Source organism: Acinetobacter sp. AOR43_HL, from assembly GCF_027854635.1.
Classification (GTDB): Bacteria; Pseudomonadota; Gammaproteobacteria; order Pseudomonadales; family Moraxellaceae; genus Acinetobacter; species Acinetobacter pittii.
Genome location: NZ_JAKTHX010000035.1, coordinates 1 through 16,363, shown reverse-complemented (window position 1 = coordinate 16,363; position 16,363 = coordinate 1). Strand labels below are relative to the sequence as shown.

Genomic DNA, 16,363 nt, shown 5'->3' with positions numbered 1-16,363 from the left:
CTTTTTTATAGGTACTTATATAAGGTTATTACTCTAATTTAACCGCTTCCAAAATATCAAAAATAACTGACGTAACATCTTGGCTTAAATCACGATCATTAAAGATCTCATACGCAGTGATCGTGACATCAGTATCACTTGGTAATTGCTTTTGCTCTTCTTCAATTAAATGTTCGATCGGTAACAGAGTTTGTTTTACTTCAAGATGGAGAATATCTTTGTATTCGATATTTTCATCCTCAAGCTCGATTTCATGCTCATTGAAAAAGGGAATTAGAATAGAATGAAGATACGGTTTAATTTCAATAATATCAAACAGTTCAATATCGCGAGTTTGTTCAATCGTGCTGATATGATCATTTACTTCAATCAGGATATGATAATAACTCATCTTGATCTCCATTCTATTTTCGTTAGCTCTTATGACCACAATAACATGACTTTGATATCAATTTCGATGTATCTACATAGAAATAGATACATCATTTTATATCAAGCTCTTAATTATTGAGGTAAAGCACTTAATAGATCACGGTCAGCATCCGTAAGTCCAGTGATTTTTTTGTCACCATCTTTACGTACTGAGTACATCAATGCATTTGGTTGATCACTATGTTTTAAACCAAGTGCATGTCCTAACTCATGAGCAATGGTTAAGCGTAAATCATCAATAGACTTAAACTCATAAATCACAATTTGTTTGCCGTTATAGATACCTTTTTTAAAGACATCCGCTTGAGCATTTTGCTTAAATTGGTTCAATGAGTTATTAAACTCATTATTAATTTGATTAAAATGAGTAACTTTGACATTTAAGTCTTTAGCTTGTTGATTATATGCAGCAATTTCTTTCTTTAAAGCAACAGTTTGTTTTTGCAAATCTTTCTGAGTTTTAGCCAAAGATTTAGCGCTGTATTCAGGTGCTAATTTGCCTTGGTTAAGCTGCATCATTAGTTGGTCAAGATTTTTCAATTTGCCATTCAAAATCTGCTTCTTATTTTCAAGCTCAGATTGAGTTTGACCAAGGGTTTGCTTCAATTGCTTAATTTGTTGCTGTTCATCAATTACACGTTGCTGTTCTTGTTGGAACTGAGCTGCGATTTTTTGACGCTGTTCAGAACGGCTTTGACTATTATCGTAAACTAAACGAATTTCTAACTTTGCATTTGGATCATAAGTAAAATAATCCTGTCCAGTACCTTGTTTCCAAATGTCCGCAGCTTGTTGACTAATTTGAATTAATTGGTCTTGGCTTAATCCAAAACGTGGATCAATATCAGCAATTTTATAAGTCAAATGTTGACCTGTTTTTTGCTGAATTTGAGTATGAGCTGGAGTTGCAAGATTAGCATTAGCCTGAAAATTAGAAAAAGCAAAGGCTACGCCTAATAACAAAGATGTTAAACGCATAATCGAAGGGGGGGAGATTTTAAAAAAAACGTATTATAAGAATATAAAATGAAAAATCAATCAAAAAACGTACAAATCAGGAAAATAAATGAGACTTTAGTCTCATTATTTTTTACCAAATGCCAAATTATTTTTTAGAAAAAATTTAATATATTTCTTTTTATTTAGCTTTTTTAATCATTTAACTTTAATGATTTTTCCTTAATTTGGTCTATAAATTGAACTTAATAAATCTAAATCTGAATCGGTTAATTTAAAGTTATGAATATCTTGCTCTTTTAAATAGGGATACATTAAAGATTTTGGATTGCTAGTATGTTTTAGTCCTAAAGCATGCCCAAGTTCATGAGCAAGGGTCAAACGTAAGTCATTTAAAGAAGCATAGCCGTAAATCTGGATTTGGTTTTGACTGAATAATCCTTTATGGAAGGGTTGAATACTAGTTTTCTGCTCTAGTTTGAATTGTGTTTTTAAAGCGCTTAAATCACTTTGCTCTCGATTTAGCTCTTTAATTTTTAAGTTAAGTGATTGAATTTTAAAATTTAGACTATTGGATTCATTTCGTAAATCTTCCGATTTTTGTTCTAGTTGTTTTTGCCATTCTTTTAAATTATTGGCACTAGAGTACTGCTGTTCTCCTTGATTAAAGCGCGTTACCTCTTGTTGATATTGTTCAAACTCCGCTTTTAGATTAGCCTTTTTCTTGTTCAAATCAGTTGATAGTTGAGCAACTTGCTGTTTGTTTAGAACAACTTCTTCATTTTTAATGCGCCAAGCTTCCTGCTTTTGCAAAAGTGCATCCAAATTGTTTTGTTGTTCATCTTTAAGCATTTGATGATCATCATAGATTAAGTTAATTGACAATTGAGCCTGTGAATCATAAATAAAATAGGTCTTCCCAGTTTCTTTTTGCCAGATTTCAGCAGCTTGCTGACTTACCTCGACTAATTGTTCTTTAGTAAGTTGAAATCGTGGATCAATAAAAGCAATTCGGTATTTTAAAGGCTGATGAGATGAATTAATTGGCAGATTGCTTTGAGCAAAAAGTGTTGTTTGTAAGCCCATGCATAAGCATAAGCTCAATCCCCACCATAGAAATTTTTTCATGGCAAAATAAAAAATATAAATAAATCTTATTGTTAGCTACTTAATTTAATTCGTCAAAACGATAAAAATCTCAATAGATTAGGTGAGGTTTGTGATATTGGTCGAAAAATTAAAAAAGATGTTCTCAGAATTGGCAATAATCAAATAATTAATGTAGTAAATAACAGTGGTTTTTTAAAAAAAAAATATTATTTAAAATTAAATGTTTAGTTTTTATCATTGATCTTTCTGACAGAAATTTTTGAATAATATCATTAAAAAACTTATTGTTACTTTTTGTAAACAATAAAAAACCGCGTCTAAGCGCGGTTTTTTATTAGAGAAACAAATTATTTTTTGTCATCTTTAACTTCAGTGAACTCAGCGTCTACAACACCATCATCTGCTTTTTGTTGACCCGCATCACCACCTTGGAATGCATTTGGATCAAAGCCTTCAGCACCACCAGCTTGTTGCGCTTGTTCATAAGCACGTTGAGTGATAGGCATCAAGATGTTTTGTAAAGCTTCAGTTTTCGCTTTGATATCTTCTACATCATTTTCTTTTGTTGCTGCTTCAAGTTCAGAAACGGCAGTGCTTACAGCTGTTTTTTCATCTTCAGTAACTTTATCACCAAGATCTTTAACAGCTTTGTTCGAGCTTGAAATTAATGCATCAGCTTCGTTACGAGCTTTTGCAAGTTCTTCAAACTTACGATCTTCTTCAGCATTCGCTTCAGCATCTTTAATCATTGCTTCAATTTCAGCATCAGACAAACCTGAGTTCGCTTTAATCTGGATCGATTGCTCTTTACCAGTGCTCTTATCTTTAGCAGATACTTTCAAGATACCATCAGCATTGATGTCGAAAGATACTTCAATTTGTGGCACACCACGTGGAGCAGGTGGAATATCGCCTAATTGGAAGTTACCCAACAATTTGTTTTGTTGAGCCATCTTACGTTCACCTTGGTAAACTGAAATGTCTACAGCAGGCTGGTTGTCAGCAGCAGTAGAGAACACTTGTGATTTCTTCGCAGGAATCGTCGTGTTTTTCTCAATGATTGGTGTTAATACACCACCCATTGTTTCAATACCTAAAGTTAATGGTGTTACGTCTAATAAAAGAACGTCAGTTTTGTCACCAGACAGTACAGCACCTTGAATCGCAGCACCGATTGCAACAGCTTCGTCAGGGTTCACGTCTTTACGTGGCTCTTTGCCAAAGAATTCTTGTACTTTTTGTTGTACAAGTGGCATACGAGACTGACCACCAACCAAGATCACGTCAGAGATGTCTGAAGTCGAAAGACCAGCATCTTTAAGTGCGATTTTACAAGGCTCAATAGTGCGAGCAACTAAATCAGCAACTAAACCTTCAAGTTTCGCACGTGTTACATTGATTACTAAGTGTTTAGGACCAGTTGCATCAGCAGTGATGTATGGAAGGTTGATTTCAGTTGCATTTGATGAAGAAAGCTCGATTTTTGCTTTTTCAGCAGCTTCTTTCAAACGTTGTAACGCAAGTGGATCATTTTTCAAGTTCACACTTTGTTCTTTCTTAAATTCTTCAACTAAGAATTCAATTAATGCGTTATCAAAGTCTTCACCACCAAGGAAAGTATCACCGTTTGTTGATAACACTTCGATTTGTTGGTCGCCATCAAGGTCTGCGATTTCAATGATTGATACGTCAAAAGTACCACCACCTAAGTCGTAAACTGCAACTTTACGGTCGCCTTCTTTTTTGTCCATACCGAACGCAAGTGCAGCAGCAGTTGGTTCGTTAATGATACGTTTAACGTCTAAACCAGCGATTTTACCCGCATCTTTAGTTGCTTGACGTTGAGCATCGTTAAAGTAAGCAGGAACAGTAATAACTGCTTCAGTAACTGTTTCGCCTAAATAGTCTTCTGCAGTTTTCTTCATCTTTTTCAAGATTTCAGCAGAAACCTGTTGAGGCGCTAATTTTTTATCGTTTACTTCAACCCAAGCATCGCCATTGTCTGCTTTGATGATTTTATAAGGTACAAGACCGATATCTTTTTGTACCGCTTGATCTTCATAACGACGACCGATTAAACGCTTGATAGCGAATAATGTATTTTTCGGGTTAGTTACTGCCTGACGCTTAGCACTTTGACCCACTAAGATCTCGCCATCTTTATAAGCAATGATCGATGGAGTTGTACGTGCGCCTTCAGCGTTTTCGATTACTTTTACTTTATCGCCTTCAAGTACAGCAACGCATGAGTTGGTAGTACCTAAGTCAATACCAATAATTTTTGCCATGTGACGTTTTCCTCAAAAATTCTTTTGCAATGTTTTTGCTTGTTATCCGATATGAGAGTGAATCTATTTTTTTCAAGCGTTTTAGCGAAAAAAAATCTAAAAACTCTCAAAAAATTATTTATTGACCAACCATAACCATAGCAGGGCGCAATAAGCGACCATTTAATGTATAGCCCTTTTGTAAAACACTACCGATTTCATTCGCTTTAGCATTTGGGTCAATACCTACAGCTTGATGTAAATCCGCATTGAAGCCATTTTTCGTATCAGCTTCTACAACACCAAATTTTTCAAGTGTGGTTAACAGCGACTTCAAGGTCAGTTTAATACCTTCAAGTACTGGCGTTTCTTCATCACCAGCCGCTTGAATTGCACGCTCTAAATTATCAACAGAATCTAGTAATTCTTTTGCAAATTTTTCAAGCACAGTCTCTTTATGCTTGTCAGACTCACGTTGAATACGCTCTACACTTTTTTGTGCTTCGTAAACTGCATTTGCAGTACGTGCTTTTTCAAGTTTTAGGCTTTCTTCTAATTTGGTGATTTGCGCTTGTAAAGATTCAACGGTAACGTCGTTTGCTTGCTCTACACCTTCAGCCTGAGTTTGCTCATTAGATTGCTCTGCTTGCTCGTGTTGAATGTCTTGAGCTTGCTCATTTTGCTCATTAGCCATTGATGATCTCCGTTTAAATGGGTTTTTAAACATGTACAGTCCTTTTGGCATCAGCATTTACTGGGTAAAACCTGAACTGCCATGCATATGCTGTAATTCATTAATAGGGATGAAGTATGGGCATTGCCTAAAAATTCAAGCGTACACGGCAATTTAAAGCTTTTAATTTTGCGGTTTTAAGTAAAAATCTAAATTTTCGATCATAAAAGCAATAAATTCCTGAGTTATTTTGGGTAAATGTTGTCTTGAAGCATATACCACCGACAAACTTAATTCAGGAGCCGAATAGTTTTTAAATAAAGGAACCAATCGTTTTTCTTTTAAATCTTTTTTAACTAATAAAGTCGGTAACATTGCCACACCTTGAGCATGTAAACACATGTCATAAACAGCATTTACATCATTACTTTTAAAGGTGACGTTCAAAGGATAGTTTTGAGGTTGCTGTTCAGTATCAAAAAGTGTCCAAAATTGATGTTGGCTATGGTGAGCTAAACATTCATGTTGAATAAGTTGCCTTGGATGGGAGAGGGGACTGTGTTGCTTTAAATAATCAGGATGAGCGCAGAAAACGGACTCAATTTGACAAACAGGTCGTGCAATTAACCCATCTGCAACTTTTTGCGTTATACGTAAGGCTAAATCGACCTGAGCATCAATTAAGTCCATTGTATTTTCAGTAAGATATACATCAAATTGAATATGTGGATGTTGCTGTTTAAATTGGCGGATACATTCCCCAACCCCTAATTGAAATAAAAATAAACCACAAGTGAAGCGAATCGTACCGTTATGTTGTTCTGGTGCGGCTAACTCTTGTAAAAGTTGCTGTTGTTGTAAAATATTCTCGCAGTAGAGTAGGGCTTTTTCACCCGCTGGAGTGAGAGATATTTTTCGGGTATTTCTTTGAAATAGTCGAGTTGAGAAGGTGTGCTCTAGGTGCTCAAGATAGCGAGAAACCATGGCACGGGAATAATTTAGATGTTCGGCGGCTTTGGTTAAATTGCCATGTTGAGCAATAGAAACAAAGACGTGTATGGCTTTTAATGTGTCCATATGCTTTATCATTATTACAATATATGCAACAGTTTATCTTAATTTAGTGCATTTATCTTACAAGAATTGCAATTTAAAGTATTTCTCATGAAATTGGAGATACATAATGAAATTTTTTAAATTAACTGCTTCAGCCCTAGCAACTGCTACTGCTTTAACGGTAGCTTCCTCAGCTTTTGCGCAAGATTTGAAAATCCAAAGTTTTCTGGCTAAACCCGAACATTTTGGTGTGACTTCTACTTTAATTGAAGGCGATAAAGAAGTTCTGTTGGTGAATGCACAATTCTCGAAATCTGAAGCATTACGTATTGCTGCAGATATTCTCGATAGCGGTAAAACACTAAAGACAATTTTCGTAAGTTATGGCGATCCGGACTATTACTTTGGCTTAGATGTATTTAAACAATACTTCCCAAATGTACAAATCATCGCAACGCCAGAAACTGTTAAACATATCCAAGATACTCAAGCGCTTAAAGTGAAATATTGGGGTCCACAAATGGGTGCAAATGCGCCTAGTCAAATTATTGTGCCTCAAGCTTATACTGCTAAAACTTTAAAGTTAGAAAATGAGTCGATCGAAATTAAAGGTAAGAAAGAACTCACTTATTTATGGATTCCTTCTTCTAAAGCAGTAGTAGGTGGTATTCCTGTCTCTTCAGGTATTCATTTATGGATGGCAGATACGCCAAAAGTTAAAGATCGTAATGAAGTGATTCAAGCTTTAGAAAGTATTAAATCACTCCAACCTCAAACAGTTGTTCCAGCTCATATGGTTGAGGGAGCTCCACAAGGTTTGGATGCGGTTAACTTCTCTATCGACTATCTCAAGAGCTATGAGAAAGCGGTCAAAATAAGTAAAAATGCGAGTGAGCTAAGTCAGCTCATGCAGAAACAATATCCAACATTGAAGAGTGTGGATAGCCTAGAACTAGGTGCAAAAGTTGTAAAAGGTGAGATGCAATGGCCATAATTAAAATCGAAACACCATAAATTTTCTAAAAAGCCGTGGTCTATCCCCGGCTTTTTTTATGAAATAAGGCATTTTCAAGTAAAAAGTCTCTGTAACATTCTACGCACCTTATATAGCGTTTCTATGAAGAGAAAATTTTTAACGAGAGTAAAAGGCTAAGATAAAAATTAGAAATTGATAAAAATAAACAAAAGCTTAAGTTGTAGCTTCTATATAAAAGGTAGAGGTGAGGCTAAGGAAGAGGTTTTAATAAAAAATTGCACAATTTGTACTTCTATTACTACAAAAGACAACCAATGATACGCACGCCAGAAAAAAAAATTGTGAATTATAGGCAGCGCGAAGATGAACTTTGCATTTAAATGTTTGTCGTAATGAAAGGAAAGTGATTATGAAAAAATTAGGTCTTATCTCTGTAGTGCTTGCTGGTGTTGCTTTTACAGCTGTTGGTTGTGCATCTGAAGCTGGCTTAAATGCATCAGGTTCAGCTCAAACTAGCGCTAGCCCATCTGGCGTACAAGCTGGTGTTGGTGTAGATGCAGGTGTTTCTGGTCAAGCACAACCAGGTCAAGTTGATGCTGGTGCTTCTGGTTCTGTTTCAGGTTCTGCAACTGCTCAGTAATTCTTAGCGATAAGAACAGTTAAAAGATTATAGAGTACATATATTCAAGATGCCGATTTATATATGAAATGAGCTGCTACTCATTATTCTATAGTCAAGAGAATGTGGATTTCTCAACAAAAAAGCCCCAAGAGATTTTTTCTTTGGGGCTTCCATATTCCAATAGATTTTAGTCATCATCATGATAATCTCTATGATTGTGATCACGATCTTCTAATCTTTTCTTCTCCCATTCACGGTGTCTTTTTTCCCACTCACGACGATTTCTATCCTGTTCGCGAGCATCTTTACGTTGTTGTTCGTATATTCTCTTACGCTCTTCCCAACGTTTTCTTTCCCAGTCACTATAGCGACGTCCATCATTGCGGTCATAGCGATCATCATCATGATCATGGTAACCATAACCACCGCGGTAATAAGGATCATCTGTATAAGCAACACAACCTACAGTTAAAAGACTGGTTGCTAATAAAGTAACAACTAGTTTTGCTGACATAGCACAATCTCCTTTTGTCTGTTAACAATAATTGGCAAAAAAGTCCTGTTTTAAACGACAGATTTGTTAATGACATTTGCTATAAATCAGATTAGCGTAGATTGGTTTTTACCTTTGTATCTTGATTACATGAGTTGTATGCGAATATAGTCAAACAACAAAGAATTCTGTAGAAAATATGAAGGATAAGAGGAATTCATGGAGATAGGCATGACAGCATTTAATCAAAAAATTCAAACATTGCTAGATAAGGGCCAAGGGCCTGCTGCTCGAGCTCTTGATAAGTTACCTCGATTAGCTCAAGAATCACTTGCCAAAATCCTTGGATATGCCTACCAATACCCAGAGCTCGACTCGTTTACTAAATGTATGATGGCCGTACAAATTAAACAGGGACGTATTGGTTTCATTGGTTCAGATCCTATTGAGTCTAGACGGCAGTTTGATACACAAATGTTGGCTATACGCCAGAAATCAACTGAAATTGATTCAGTAGAAGACATTCGTTTGCCGCTTCAAACTGGAACTGTTTTCGCAAGACACTATCATCCGTCACCGAATAAAAAATTACCTCTGATTGTTTTCTATCACGGGGGAGGGTTCGTTGTAGGTGGTTTAGATACTCATGATGAGGTTTGTCGTATATTGGCAAAATATGCAAAAGTACAAGTACTCAGTATTGATTATCCACTTGCACCTGAGGTCTCACCTCAACATTTAATCCAATCATGTGAAGATGCATTAGCTTGGGTATATCAAAATCGCAGACAACTAAAAATATTAAAAAATCGTATTGCTGTAGCAGGGGATAGTGCAGGCGGCAATATCAGTACGGTTGTGGCTCAACGATCAGTAAACAAACCTTATGCTCCACAAGCACAGCTTCTCATTTACCCTACAGTTGATTTTAAAAGCCGACATCCTTCTTTTTATGCTTATAACGAAGGATTAGTTTTGACGGATAGCGATATTAATTATGTCACTCAATATTATGCAACTCAGCATAATGTAGAATTAGACGATCCGATTATTTCTCCAACCTATGGTAATTTGAAAAAGAACCCGCCAGCTTTCGTGATTACGGCTGGTCATGACGTATTGCATGATGAAGCGAAAATTTATAGCTATAAGCTAAGACAAAATGGCGTCAAAATGCATTATGAAGAATATCCAGATCAAACCCACGGTTTTATAAACTTGACACCTATTTCGAAAAAGGCAAAAAGATATACTATCGAGATCAGTAAAAACTTCAGAAAGTTCTGGGATAAAAATAGTTAAATAAAAGCTTAGTCCATGTTTCACGTGGAACGTGGACTAATACTCAAATCTAAAATATAAAGCACTAAATAAAAGATAATAAATACTCACTAGAATTCTTTTATATAGATGATTAAATTTATCCTTCATTAAGTTTGGCATTTTGTTGTAGGGAAAATATGAAAAAATTATTAATGTTATGTTGTTTGGGTATAAGCAGTCATTCAGTCTGGGCTGACACTCTAGTTGAAATGCAAACAAATTTAGGCAACATTGAAATACAACTTTATGATGATAAAGCACCAAACAGTGTGAAGAATTTTAAAGACTATATAAAGTCAGGCTTTTATAAAGATACGATATTTCACCGCGTAATTCCTGGTTTTATGGTGCAGGGCGGTGGACTTACTGCAAATATGCAGGAAAAGACTACGCGAGCACCTATCAAAAATGAAGCTGGAAATGGAATTGCTAACACACGCGGAACGTTGGCTATGGCTCGTACTGCAAATCCTGACTCAGCTACTAGTCAGTTTTTCATAAACGTTGCAGATAATAATTTTTTAAATCGTTCTGCGGGTAATGCTGGTTACGCAGTTTTTGGAAAAGTAATTAAAGGAATGGATGTGGTTGACCGTATTGTTCAGGTCCCTACATCAAACTATGGCATGCATCAAAACGTACCAAAACAGGCTATAAAGATAGTAGATATAAAGTTTAAAACTCTTCAAAAATAAATTAACCATATAAATCATATATTTGTTTATTTTTGAGATTTTTTTTGGCTGAAAAAGAACCGGTCGAACGTGCATATTTATAAAAGTGCTTGCGTACCAGTTTTTTTTCCCTATAATGCACTCATCCCGACGCGATACACGAGAATATCTTAGCTTACAGGGTTAAGATGAAAGCTTAGTATTGCGTTGAATTCTGTCTCTGACGAAGAGCAGAAAAATCATTAAGAGAATTGAAGAACAACTTGTGTGGATTTTTACTGATTGATTAATCGAAATAATTTTCATTGATTGATTGGTTTAAATTACTCGAAGTTTATTTGAGCGAAATTTAAGTCAGTAATTGATGAGCCAGAATTGGCACCTTGTCTTTAAATAAGGTGCAAAATGATTTTAACTGAAGAGTTTGATCATGGCTCAGATTGAACGCTGGCGGCAGGCTTAACACATGCAAGTCGAGCGGAGAGAGGTAGCTTGCTACTGATCTTAGCGGCGGACGGGTGAGTAATGCTTAGGAATCTGCCTATTAGTGGGGGACAACATTTCGAAAGGAATGCTAATACCGCATACGTCCTACGGGAGAAAGCAGGGGATCTTCGGACCTTGCGCTAATAGATGAGCCTAAGTCGGATTAGCTAGTTGGTGGGGTAAAGGCCTACCAAGGCGACGATCTGTAGCGGGTCTGAGAGGATGATCCGCCACACTGGGACTGAGACACGGCCCAGACTCCTACGGGAGGCAGCAGTGGGGAATATTGGACAATGGGCGCAAGCCTGATCCAGCCATGCCGCGTGTGTGAAGAAGGCCTTATGGTTGTAAAGCACTTTAAGCGAGGAGGAGGCTACTTTAGTTAATACCTAGAGATAGTGGACGTTACTCGCAGAATAAGCACCGGCTAACTCTGTGCCAGCAGCCGCGGTAATACAGAGGGTGCAAGCGTTAATCGGATTTACTGGGCGTAAAGCGCGCGTAGGCGGCTAATTAAGTCAAATGTGAAATCCCCGAGCTTAACTTGGGAATTGCATTCGATACTGGTTAGCTAGAGTGTGGGAGAGGATGGTAGAATTCCAGGTGTAGCGGTGAAATGCGTAGAGATCTGGAGGAATACCGATGGCGAAGGCAGCCATCTGGCCTAACACTGACGCTGAGGTGCGAAAGCATGGGGAGCAAACAGGATTAGATACCCTGGTAGTCCATGCCGTAAACGATGTCTACTAGCCGTTGGGGCCTTTGAGGCTTTAGTGGCGCAGCTAACGCGATAAGTAGACCGCCTGGGGAGTACGGTCGCAAGACTAAAACTCAAATGAATTGACGGGGGCCCGCACAAGCGGTGGAGCATGTGGTTTAATTCGATGCAACGCGAAGAACCTTACCTGGCCTTGACATAGTAAGAACTTTCCAGAGATGGATTGGTGCCTTCGGGAACTTACATACAGGTGCTGCATGGCTGTCGTCAGCTCGTGTCGTGAGATGTTGGGTTAAGTCCCGCAACGAGCGCAACCCTTTTCCTTATTTGCCAGCGAGTAATGTCGGGAACTTTAAGGATACTGCCAGTGACAAACTGGAGGAAGGCGGGGACGACGTCAAGTCATCATGGCCCTTACGGCCAGGGCTACACACGTGCTACAATGGTCGGTACAAAGGGTTGCTACCTAGCGATAGGATGCTAATCTCAAAAAGCCGATCGTAGTCCGGATTGGAGTCTGCAACTCGACTCCATGAAGTCGGAATCGCTAGTAATCGCGGATCAGAATGCCGCGGTGAATACGTTCCCGGGCCTTGTACACACCGCCCGTCACACCATGGGAGTTTGTTGCACCAGAAGTAGCTAGCCTAACTGCAAAGAGGGCGGTTACCACGGTGTGGCCGATGACTGGGGTGAAGTCGTAACAAGGTAGCCGTAGGGGAACCTGCGGCTGGATCACCTCCTTAACGAAAGATTGACGATTGGTAAGAATCCACAACAAGTTGTTCTTCATAGATGTATCTGAGGGTCTGTAGCTCAGTTGGTTAGAGCACACGCTTGATAAGCGTGGGGTCACAAGTTCAAGTCTTGTCAGACCCACCATGACTTTGACTGGTTGAAGTTATAGATAAAAGATACATGACTGATGATGTAAGCTGGGGACTTAGCTTAGTTGGTAGAGCGCCTGCTTTGCACGCAGGAGGTCAGGAGTTCGACTCTCCTAGTCTCCACCAGAACTTAAGAGAAGTTCGGATTACAGAAATTAGTAAATAGAGATTTAGATCTTGGTTTATTAACTTCTGTGATTTAAGTATCACGGTATTAAGCATGACCTGACGAAGGTATGTTTATTCATTAACAGATTGGCAAAATTGAGTCTGAAATAAATTGTTCACTCAAGAGTTTAGATTAAGCAATTAATCTAGATGAATTGAGAACTAGCAAATTAACTGAATCAAGCGTTTTGGTATATGAATTTAGATTGAAGCTGTACAGTGTTTAAGTGCACAGACAACAGATAGTAGCGATGAAGAATCGCACGGACAACACTCACTTGTAGGTGTTGACGACTGTTTGGGGTTGTATAGTCAAGTAATTAAGTGCATGTGGTGGATGCCTTGGCAGTCAGAGGCGATGAAAGACGTGATAGCCTGCGAAAAGCTCCGGGGAGGCGGCAAATATCCTTTGATCCGGAGATTTCTGAATGGGGGAACCCACCTACTTTAAGGTAGGTATTGCAACATGAATACATAGTGTTGCAAGGCGAACGAGGGGAAGTGAAACATCTCAGTACCCTTAGGAAAAGAAATCAATTGAGATTCCCTCAGTAGCGGCGAGCGAACGGGGATCAGCCCATTAAGTTATGTGTGTTTTAGTGGAACGCTCTGGGAAGTGCGAACGTAGAGGGTGATATTCCCGTACACGAAAGGGCACACATAATGATGACGAGTAGGGCGAGGCACGTGAAACCTTGTCTGAATATGGGGGGACCATCCTCCAAGGCTAAATACTCCTGACTGACCGATAGTGAACCAGTACCGTGAGGGAAAGGCGAAAAGAACCCCTGTGAGGGGAGTGAAATAGATCCTGAAACCGCATGCATACAAGCAGTGGGAGCACCTTCGTGGTGTGACTGCGTACCTTTTGTATAATGGGTCAGCGACTTATATTCAGTAGCGAGGTTAACCGTATAGGGGAGCCGTAGAGAAATCGAGTCTTAATAGGGCGTTTAGTTGCTGGGTATAGACCCGAAACCAGGCGATCTATCCATGAGCAGGTTGAAGGTTGGGTAACACTAACTGGAGGACCGAACCCACTGTCGTTGAAAAGCCAGGGGATGACTTGTGGATAGGGGTGAAAGGCTAATCAAGCCTGGTGATAGCTGGTTCTCCCCGAAAGCTATTTAGGTAGCGCCTCGGACGAATACCATAGGGGGTAGAGCACTGTTTCGGCTAGGGGGTCATCCCGACTTACCAAACCGATGCAAACTCCGAATACCTATGAGTACTATCCGGGAGACAGACTGCGGGTGCTAACGTCCGTAGTCAAGAGGAAAACAATCCAGACCGCCAGCTAAGGCCCCAAAATCATAGTTAAGTGGGAAACGATGTGGGAAGGCATAGACAGCTAGGAGGTTGGCTTAGAAGCAGCCACCCTTTAAAGAAAGCGTAATAGCTCACTAGTCGAGTCGGCCTGCGCGGAAGATGTAACGGGGCTAAAACTATGTGCCGAAGCTGCGGATTTGACATTAGTCAAGTGGTAGGGGAGCGTTCTGTAAGCCGATGAAGGTGTATTGAGAAGTATGCTGGAGGTATCAGAAGTGCGAATGCTGACGTGAGTAACGACAAAACGGGTGAAAAACCCGTTCGCCGAAAGACCAAGGGTTCCAGTCCAACGTTAATCGGGGCTGGGTGAGTCGACCCCTAAGGCGAGGCCGAAAGGCGTAGTCGATGGGAAATTGGTTAATATTCCAATACTTCTGTGTAATGCGATGAGAGGACGGAGAAGGTTAAGTCAGCCTGGCGTTGGTTGTCCAGGTGGAAGGATGTAGGTATGTATCTTAGGCAAATCCGGGGTACTCTATACTGAGATCCGATAGCAAGCTGTACTTGTACAGTGAAGTGGCTGATACCATGCTTCCAGGAAAAGTCTCTAAGCTTCAGTTACACAGGAATCGTACCCGAAACCGACACAGGTGGTCAGGTCGAGTAGACCAAGGCGCTTGAGAGAACTCTGCTGAAGGAACTAGGCAAAATGGTACCGTAACTTCGGGAGAAGGTACGCTGTTGTTGGTGATGGAACTTGCTTCCTGAGCTGACGACAGCCGCAGAAACCAGGCCGCTGCAACTGTTTATTAAAAACATAGCACTCTGCAAACACGAAAGTGGACGTATAGGGTGTGATGCCTGCCCGGTGCTGGAAGGTTAATTGATGGGGTTAGCGTAAGCGAAGCTCTTGATCGAAGCCCCAGTAAACGGCGGCCGTAACTATAACGGTCCTAAGGTAGCGAAATTCCTTGTCGGGTAAGTTCCGACCTGCACGAATGGCATAATGATGGCGGCGCTGTCTCCAGCAGAGGCTCAGTGAAATCGAAATCGCTGTGAAGATGCAGTGTACCCGCGGCTAGACGGAAAGACCCCGTGAACCTTTACTGCAGCTTGACACTGAACTTTGACCTTACTTGTGTAGGATAGGTGGGAGGCTTTGAAGTTGGAACGCTAGTTCCAATGGAGCCGTCCTTGAAATACCACCCTGGTAATGTTGAGGTTCTAACTCTGTCCCGTTATCCGGGACGAGGACCGTGTCTGGTGGGTAGTTTGACTGGGGCGGTCTCCTCCTAAAGAGTAACGGAGGAGTACGAAGGTGCGCTCAGCGTGGTCGGAAATCACGCGTAGAGTATAAAGGCAAAAGCGCGCTTAACTGCGAGACCCACAAGTCGAGCAGGTACGAAAGTAGGTCTTAGTGATCCGGTGGTTCTGTATGGAAGGGCCATCGCTCAACGGATAAAAGGTACTCTGGGGATAACAGGCTGATACCGCCCAAGAGTTCATATCGACGGCGGTGTTTGGCACCTCGATGTCGGCTCATCTCATCCTGGGGCTGAAGCAGGTCCCAAGGGTATGGCTGTTCGCCATTTAAAGAGGTACGCGAGCTGGGTTTAGAACGTCGTGAGACAGTTCGGTCCCTATCTACCGTGGGCGCTGGAAATTTGAGAGGATCTGCTCCTAGTACGAGAGGACCAGAGTGGACGAACCTCTGGTGTACCGGTTGTGACGCCAGTCGCATCGCCGGGTAGCTATGTTCGGAAGGGATAACCGCTGAAAGCATCTAAGCGGGAAGCCTACCTCAAGATAAGATTTCCCTAGGAATTTATTCCTCTAAAGAGCCGTTCGAGACTAGGACGTTGATAGGTTGGATGTGGAAGCATAGTGATATGTGAAGCTGACCAATACTAATTGCTCGTGAGGCTTGACTATACAACACCCAAGCAGTTGTATATGAAGCATCAATCGATTCATAAACATGCAAAGCAACTTGATTTAGTTAAACACTTAGCTAAAATGAACAAAATCAGATCCAATCAGCCCATCTGTAAAGATTTGGAAAACGCAACGTATCACACAGTGAATAAAACGAAGCAAGTATCCATACCAGTTGTGCTGGCGACCATAGCAAGAGTGAACCACCTGATCCCTTCCCGAACTCAGAAGTGAAACCTCTTAGCGCTGATGGTAGTGTGGGGTTACCCATGTGAGAGTAAGTCATCGCCAGCTCATTATTCTAAACACCCCCGTTC

General features: G+C 40.1%; 10 protein-coding genes, 2 tRNA genes, 3 rRNA genes and 1 pseudogene. 9 read left to right on the top strand and 7 right to left on the bottom strand.

Annotation, left to right across the window (positions count from 1 at the left end):
* Positions 1–28: 28 nt before the first annotated feature.
* From MKL33_RS17640 to MKL33_RS17615, 6 genes and pseudogenes are all read right to left on the bottom strand, one after another.
* Positions 29–403: a hypothetical protein gene (locus tag MKL33_RS17640; protein ID WP_014207668.1), complete on the bottom strand. Its 375-nt coding sequence runs from the start codon at positions 401–403 to the stop codon at positions 29–31.
* Between the two features lie 101 nt (positions 404–504).
* Positions 505–1,474: pseudogene (locus tag MKL33_RS17635) on the bottom strand (M57 family metalloprotease).
* Positions 1,475–1,611: 137 nt separating this feature from the next.
* On the bottom strand, positions 1,612–2,517 hold the full coding sequence (locus MKL33_RS17630; protein WP_270907447.1) for a matrixin family metalloprotease: 906 nt from the start codon (positions 2,515–2,517) through the stop codon (positions 1,612–1,614).
* Between the two features lie 329 nt (positions 2,518–2,846).
* Entirely contained in the window at positions 2,847–4,787 is a 1,941-nt protein-coding gene (gene dnaK, locus MKL33_RS17625) for a molecular chaperone DnaK (RefSeq protein ID WP_002115449.1), read from the bottom strand.
* 118 nt (positions 4,788–4,905) lie between these two features.
* The gene (gene grpE / locus MKL33_RS17620) at positions 4,906–5,460 is read right to left on the bottom strand and encodes a nucleotide exchange factor GrpE (protein WP_002115470.1); all 555 of its coding nucleotides are present in this window, start codon (positions 5,458–5,460) and stop codon (positions 4,906–4,908) included.
* Between the two features lie 162 nt (positions 5,461–5,622).
* On the bottom strand, positions 5,623–6,516 hold the full coding sequence (locus tag MKL33_RS17615) for a LysR family transcriptional regulator (RefSeq protein ID WP_227602458.1): 894 nt from the start codon (positions 6,514–6,516) through the stop codon (positions 5,623–5,625).
* Between the two features lie 106 nt (positions 6,517–6,622).
* Here MKL33_RS17615 and MKL33_RS17610 point away from each other — a divergent pair, with 106 nt between their 5' ends.
* Positions 6,623–7,489, top strand: coding sequence for an MBL fold metallo-hydrolase (locus MKL33_RS17610; protein ID WP_161283145.1), 867 nt, complete (start codon positions 6,623–6,625; stop codon positions 7,487–7,489).
* 391 nt (positions 7,490–7,880) lie between these two features.
* A complete protein-coding gene (locus MKL33_RS17605) occupies positions 7,881–8,111 on the top strand; it encodes a hypothetical protein (RefSeq protein WP_000733015.1) in 231 nt (76 codons plus the stop codon).
* Positions 8,112–8,280: 169 nt separating this feature from the next.
* Here the strand turns inward: MKL33_RS17605 and MKL33_RS17600 are convergent, their stop codons facing one another.
* Positions 8,281–8,607, bottom strand: a complete 327-nt coding sequence (locus tag MKL33_RS17600) for a hypothetical protein (RefSeq protein ID WP_017399657.1) — start codon at positions 8,605–8,607, stop codon at positions 8,281–8,283.
* A gap of 210 nt (positions 8,608–8,817) precedes the next feature.
* Between MKL33_RS17600 and MKL33_RS17595 the strand changes: the two genes are divergently transcribed.
* From MKL33_RS17595 to rrf, 7 genes are all read left to right on the top strand, one after another.
* Entirely contained in the window at positions 8,818–9,888 is a 1,071-nt protein-coding gene (locus tag MKL33_RS17595; protein ID WP_032063548.1) for an alpha/beta hydrolase, read from the top strand.
* A gap of 158 nt (positions 9,889–10,046) precedes the next feature.
* On the top strand, positions 10,047–10,604 hold the full coding sequence (locus MKL33_RS17590; RefSeq protein WP_032063545.1) for a peptidylprolyl isomerase: 558 nt from the start codon (positions 10,047–10,049) through the stop codon (positions 10,602–10,604).
* A gap of 391 nt (positions 10,605–10,995) precedes the next feature.
* Positions 10,996–12,533 (top strand): 16S ribosomal RNA (locus MKL33_RS17585).
* Positions 12,534–12,592: 59 nt separating this feature from the next.
* Positions 12,593–12,669, top strand: a tRNA-Ile gene (locus MKL33_RS17580).
* A 55-nt stretch (positions 12,670–12,724) separates the two neighbouring features.
* A tRNA-Ala gene (locus MKL33_RS17575) sits at positions 12,725–12,800 on the top strand.
* A 352-nt stretch (positions 12,801–13,152) separates the two neighbouring features.
* A 23S ribosomal RNA gene (locus tag MKL33_RS17570) occupies positions 13,153–16,043 on the top strand.
* A gap of 182 nt (positions 16,044–16,225) precedes the next feature.
* Positions 16,226–16,340 (top strand): 5S ribosomal RNA (rrf, locus tag MKL33_RS17565).
* Together the 16S, 23S and 5S rRNA genes with 2 tRNA genes alongside form the textbook arrangement of a ribosomal RNA operon.
* Positions 16,341–16,363: the final 23 nt, after the last annotated feature.

Excerpts from the sequence above, each read along its gene's own strand:
- MKL33_RS17640 (WP_014207668.1), bottom strand. The coding sequence starts at position 403 with ATGGAGATCAAGATGAGTTATTATCATATCCTGATTGAAGTAAATGAT.
- MKL33_RS17630 (WP_270907447.1), bottom strand. The coding sequence starts at position 2,517 with ATGAAAAAATTTCTATGGTGGGGATTGAGCTTATGCTTATGCATGGGC.
- dnaK (WP_002115449.1), bottom strand. The coding sequence starts at position 4,787 with ATGGCAAAAATTATTGGTATTGACTTAGGTACTACCAACTCATGCGTT.
- grpE (WP_002115470.1), bottom strand. The coding sequence starts at position 5,460 with ATGGCTAATGAGCAAAATGAGCAAGCTCAAGACATTCAACACGAGCAA.
- MKL33_RS17615 (WP_227602458.1), bottom strand. The coding sequence starts at position 6,516 with ATGGACACATTAAAAGCCATACACGTCTTTGTTTCTATTGCTCAACAT.
- MKL33_RS17610 (WP_161283145.1), top strand. The coding sequence starts at position 6,623 with ATGAAATTTTTTAAATTAACTGCTTCAGCCCTAGCAACTGCTACTGCT.
- MKL33_RS17605 (WP_000733015.1), top strand. The coding sequence starts at position 7,881 with ATGAAAAAATTAGGTCTTATCTCTGTAGTGCTTGCTGGTGTTGCTTTT.
- MKL33_RS17600 (WP_017399657.1), bottom strand. The coding sequence starts at position 8,607 with ATGTCAGCAAAACTAGTTGTTACTTTATTAGCAACCAGTCTTTTAACT.
- MKL33_RS17595 (WP_032063548.1), top strand. The coding sequence starts at position 8,818 with ATGACAGCATTTAATCAAAAAATTCAAACATTGCTAGATAAGGGCCAA.
- MKL33_RS17590 (WP_032063545.1), top strand. The coding sequence starts at position 10,047 with ATGAAAAAATTATTAATGTTATGTTGTTTGGGTATAAGCAGTCATTCA.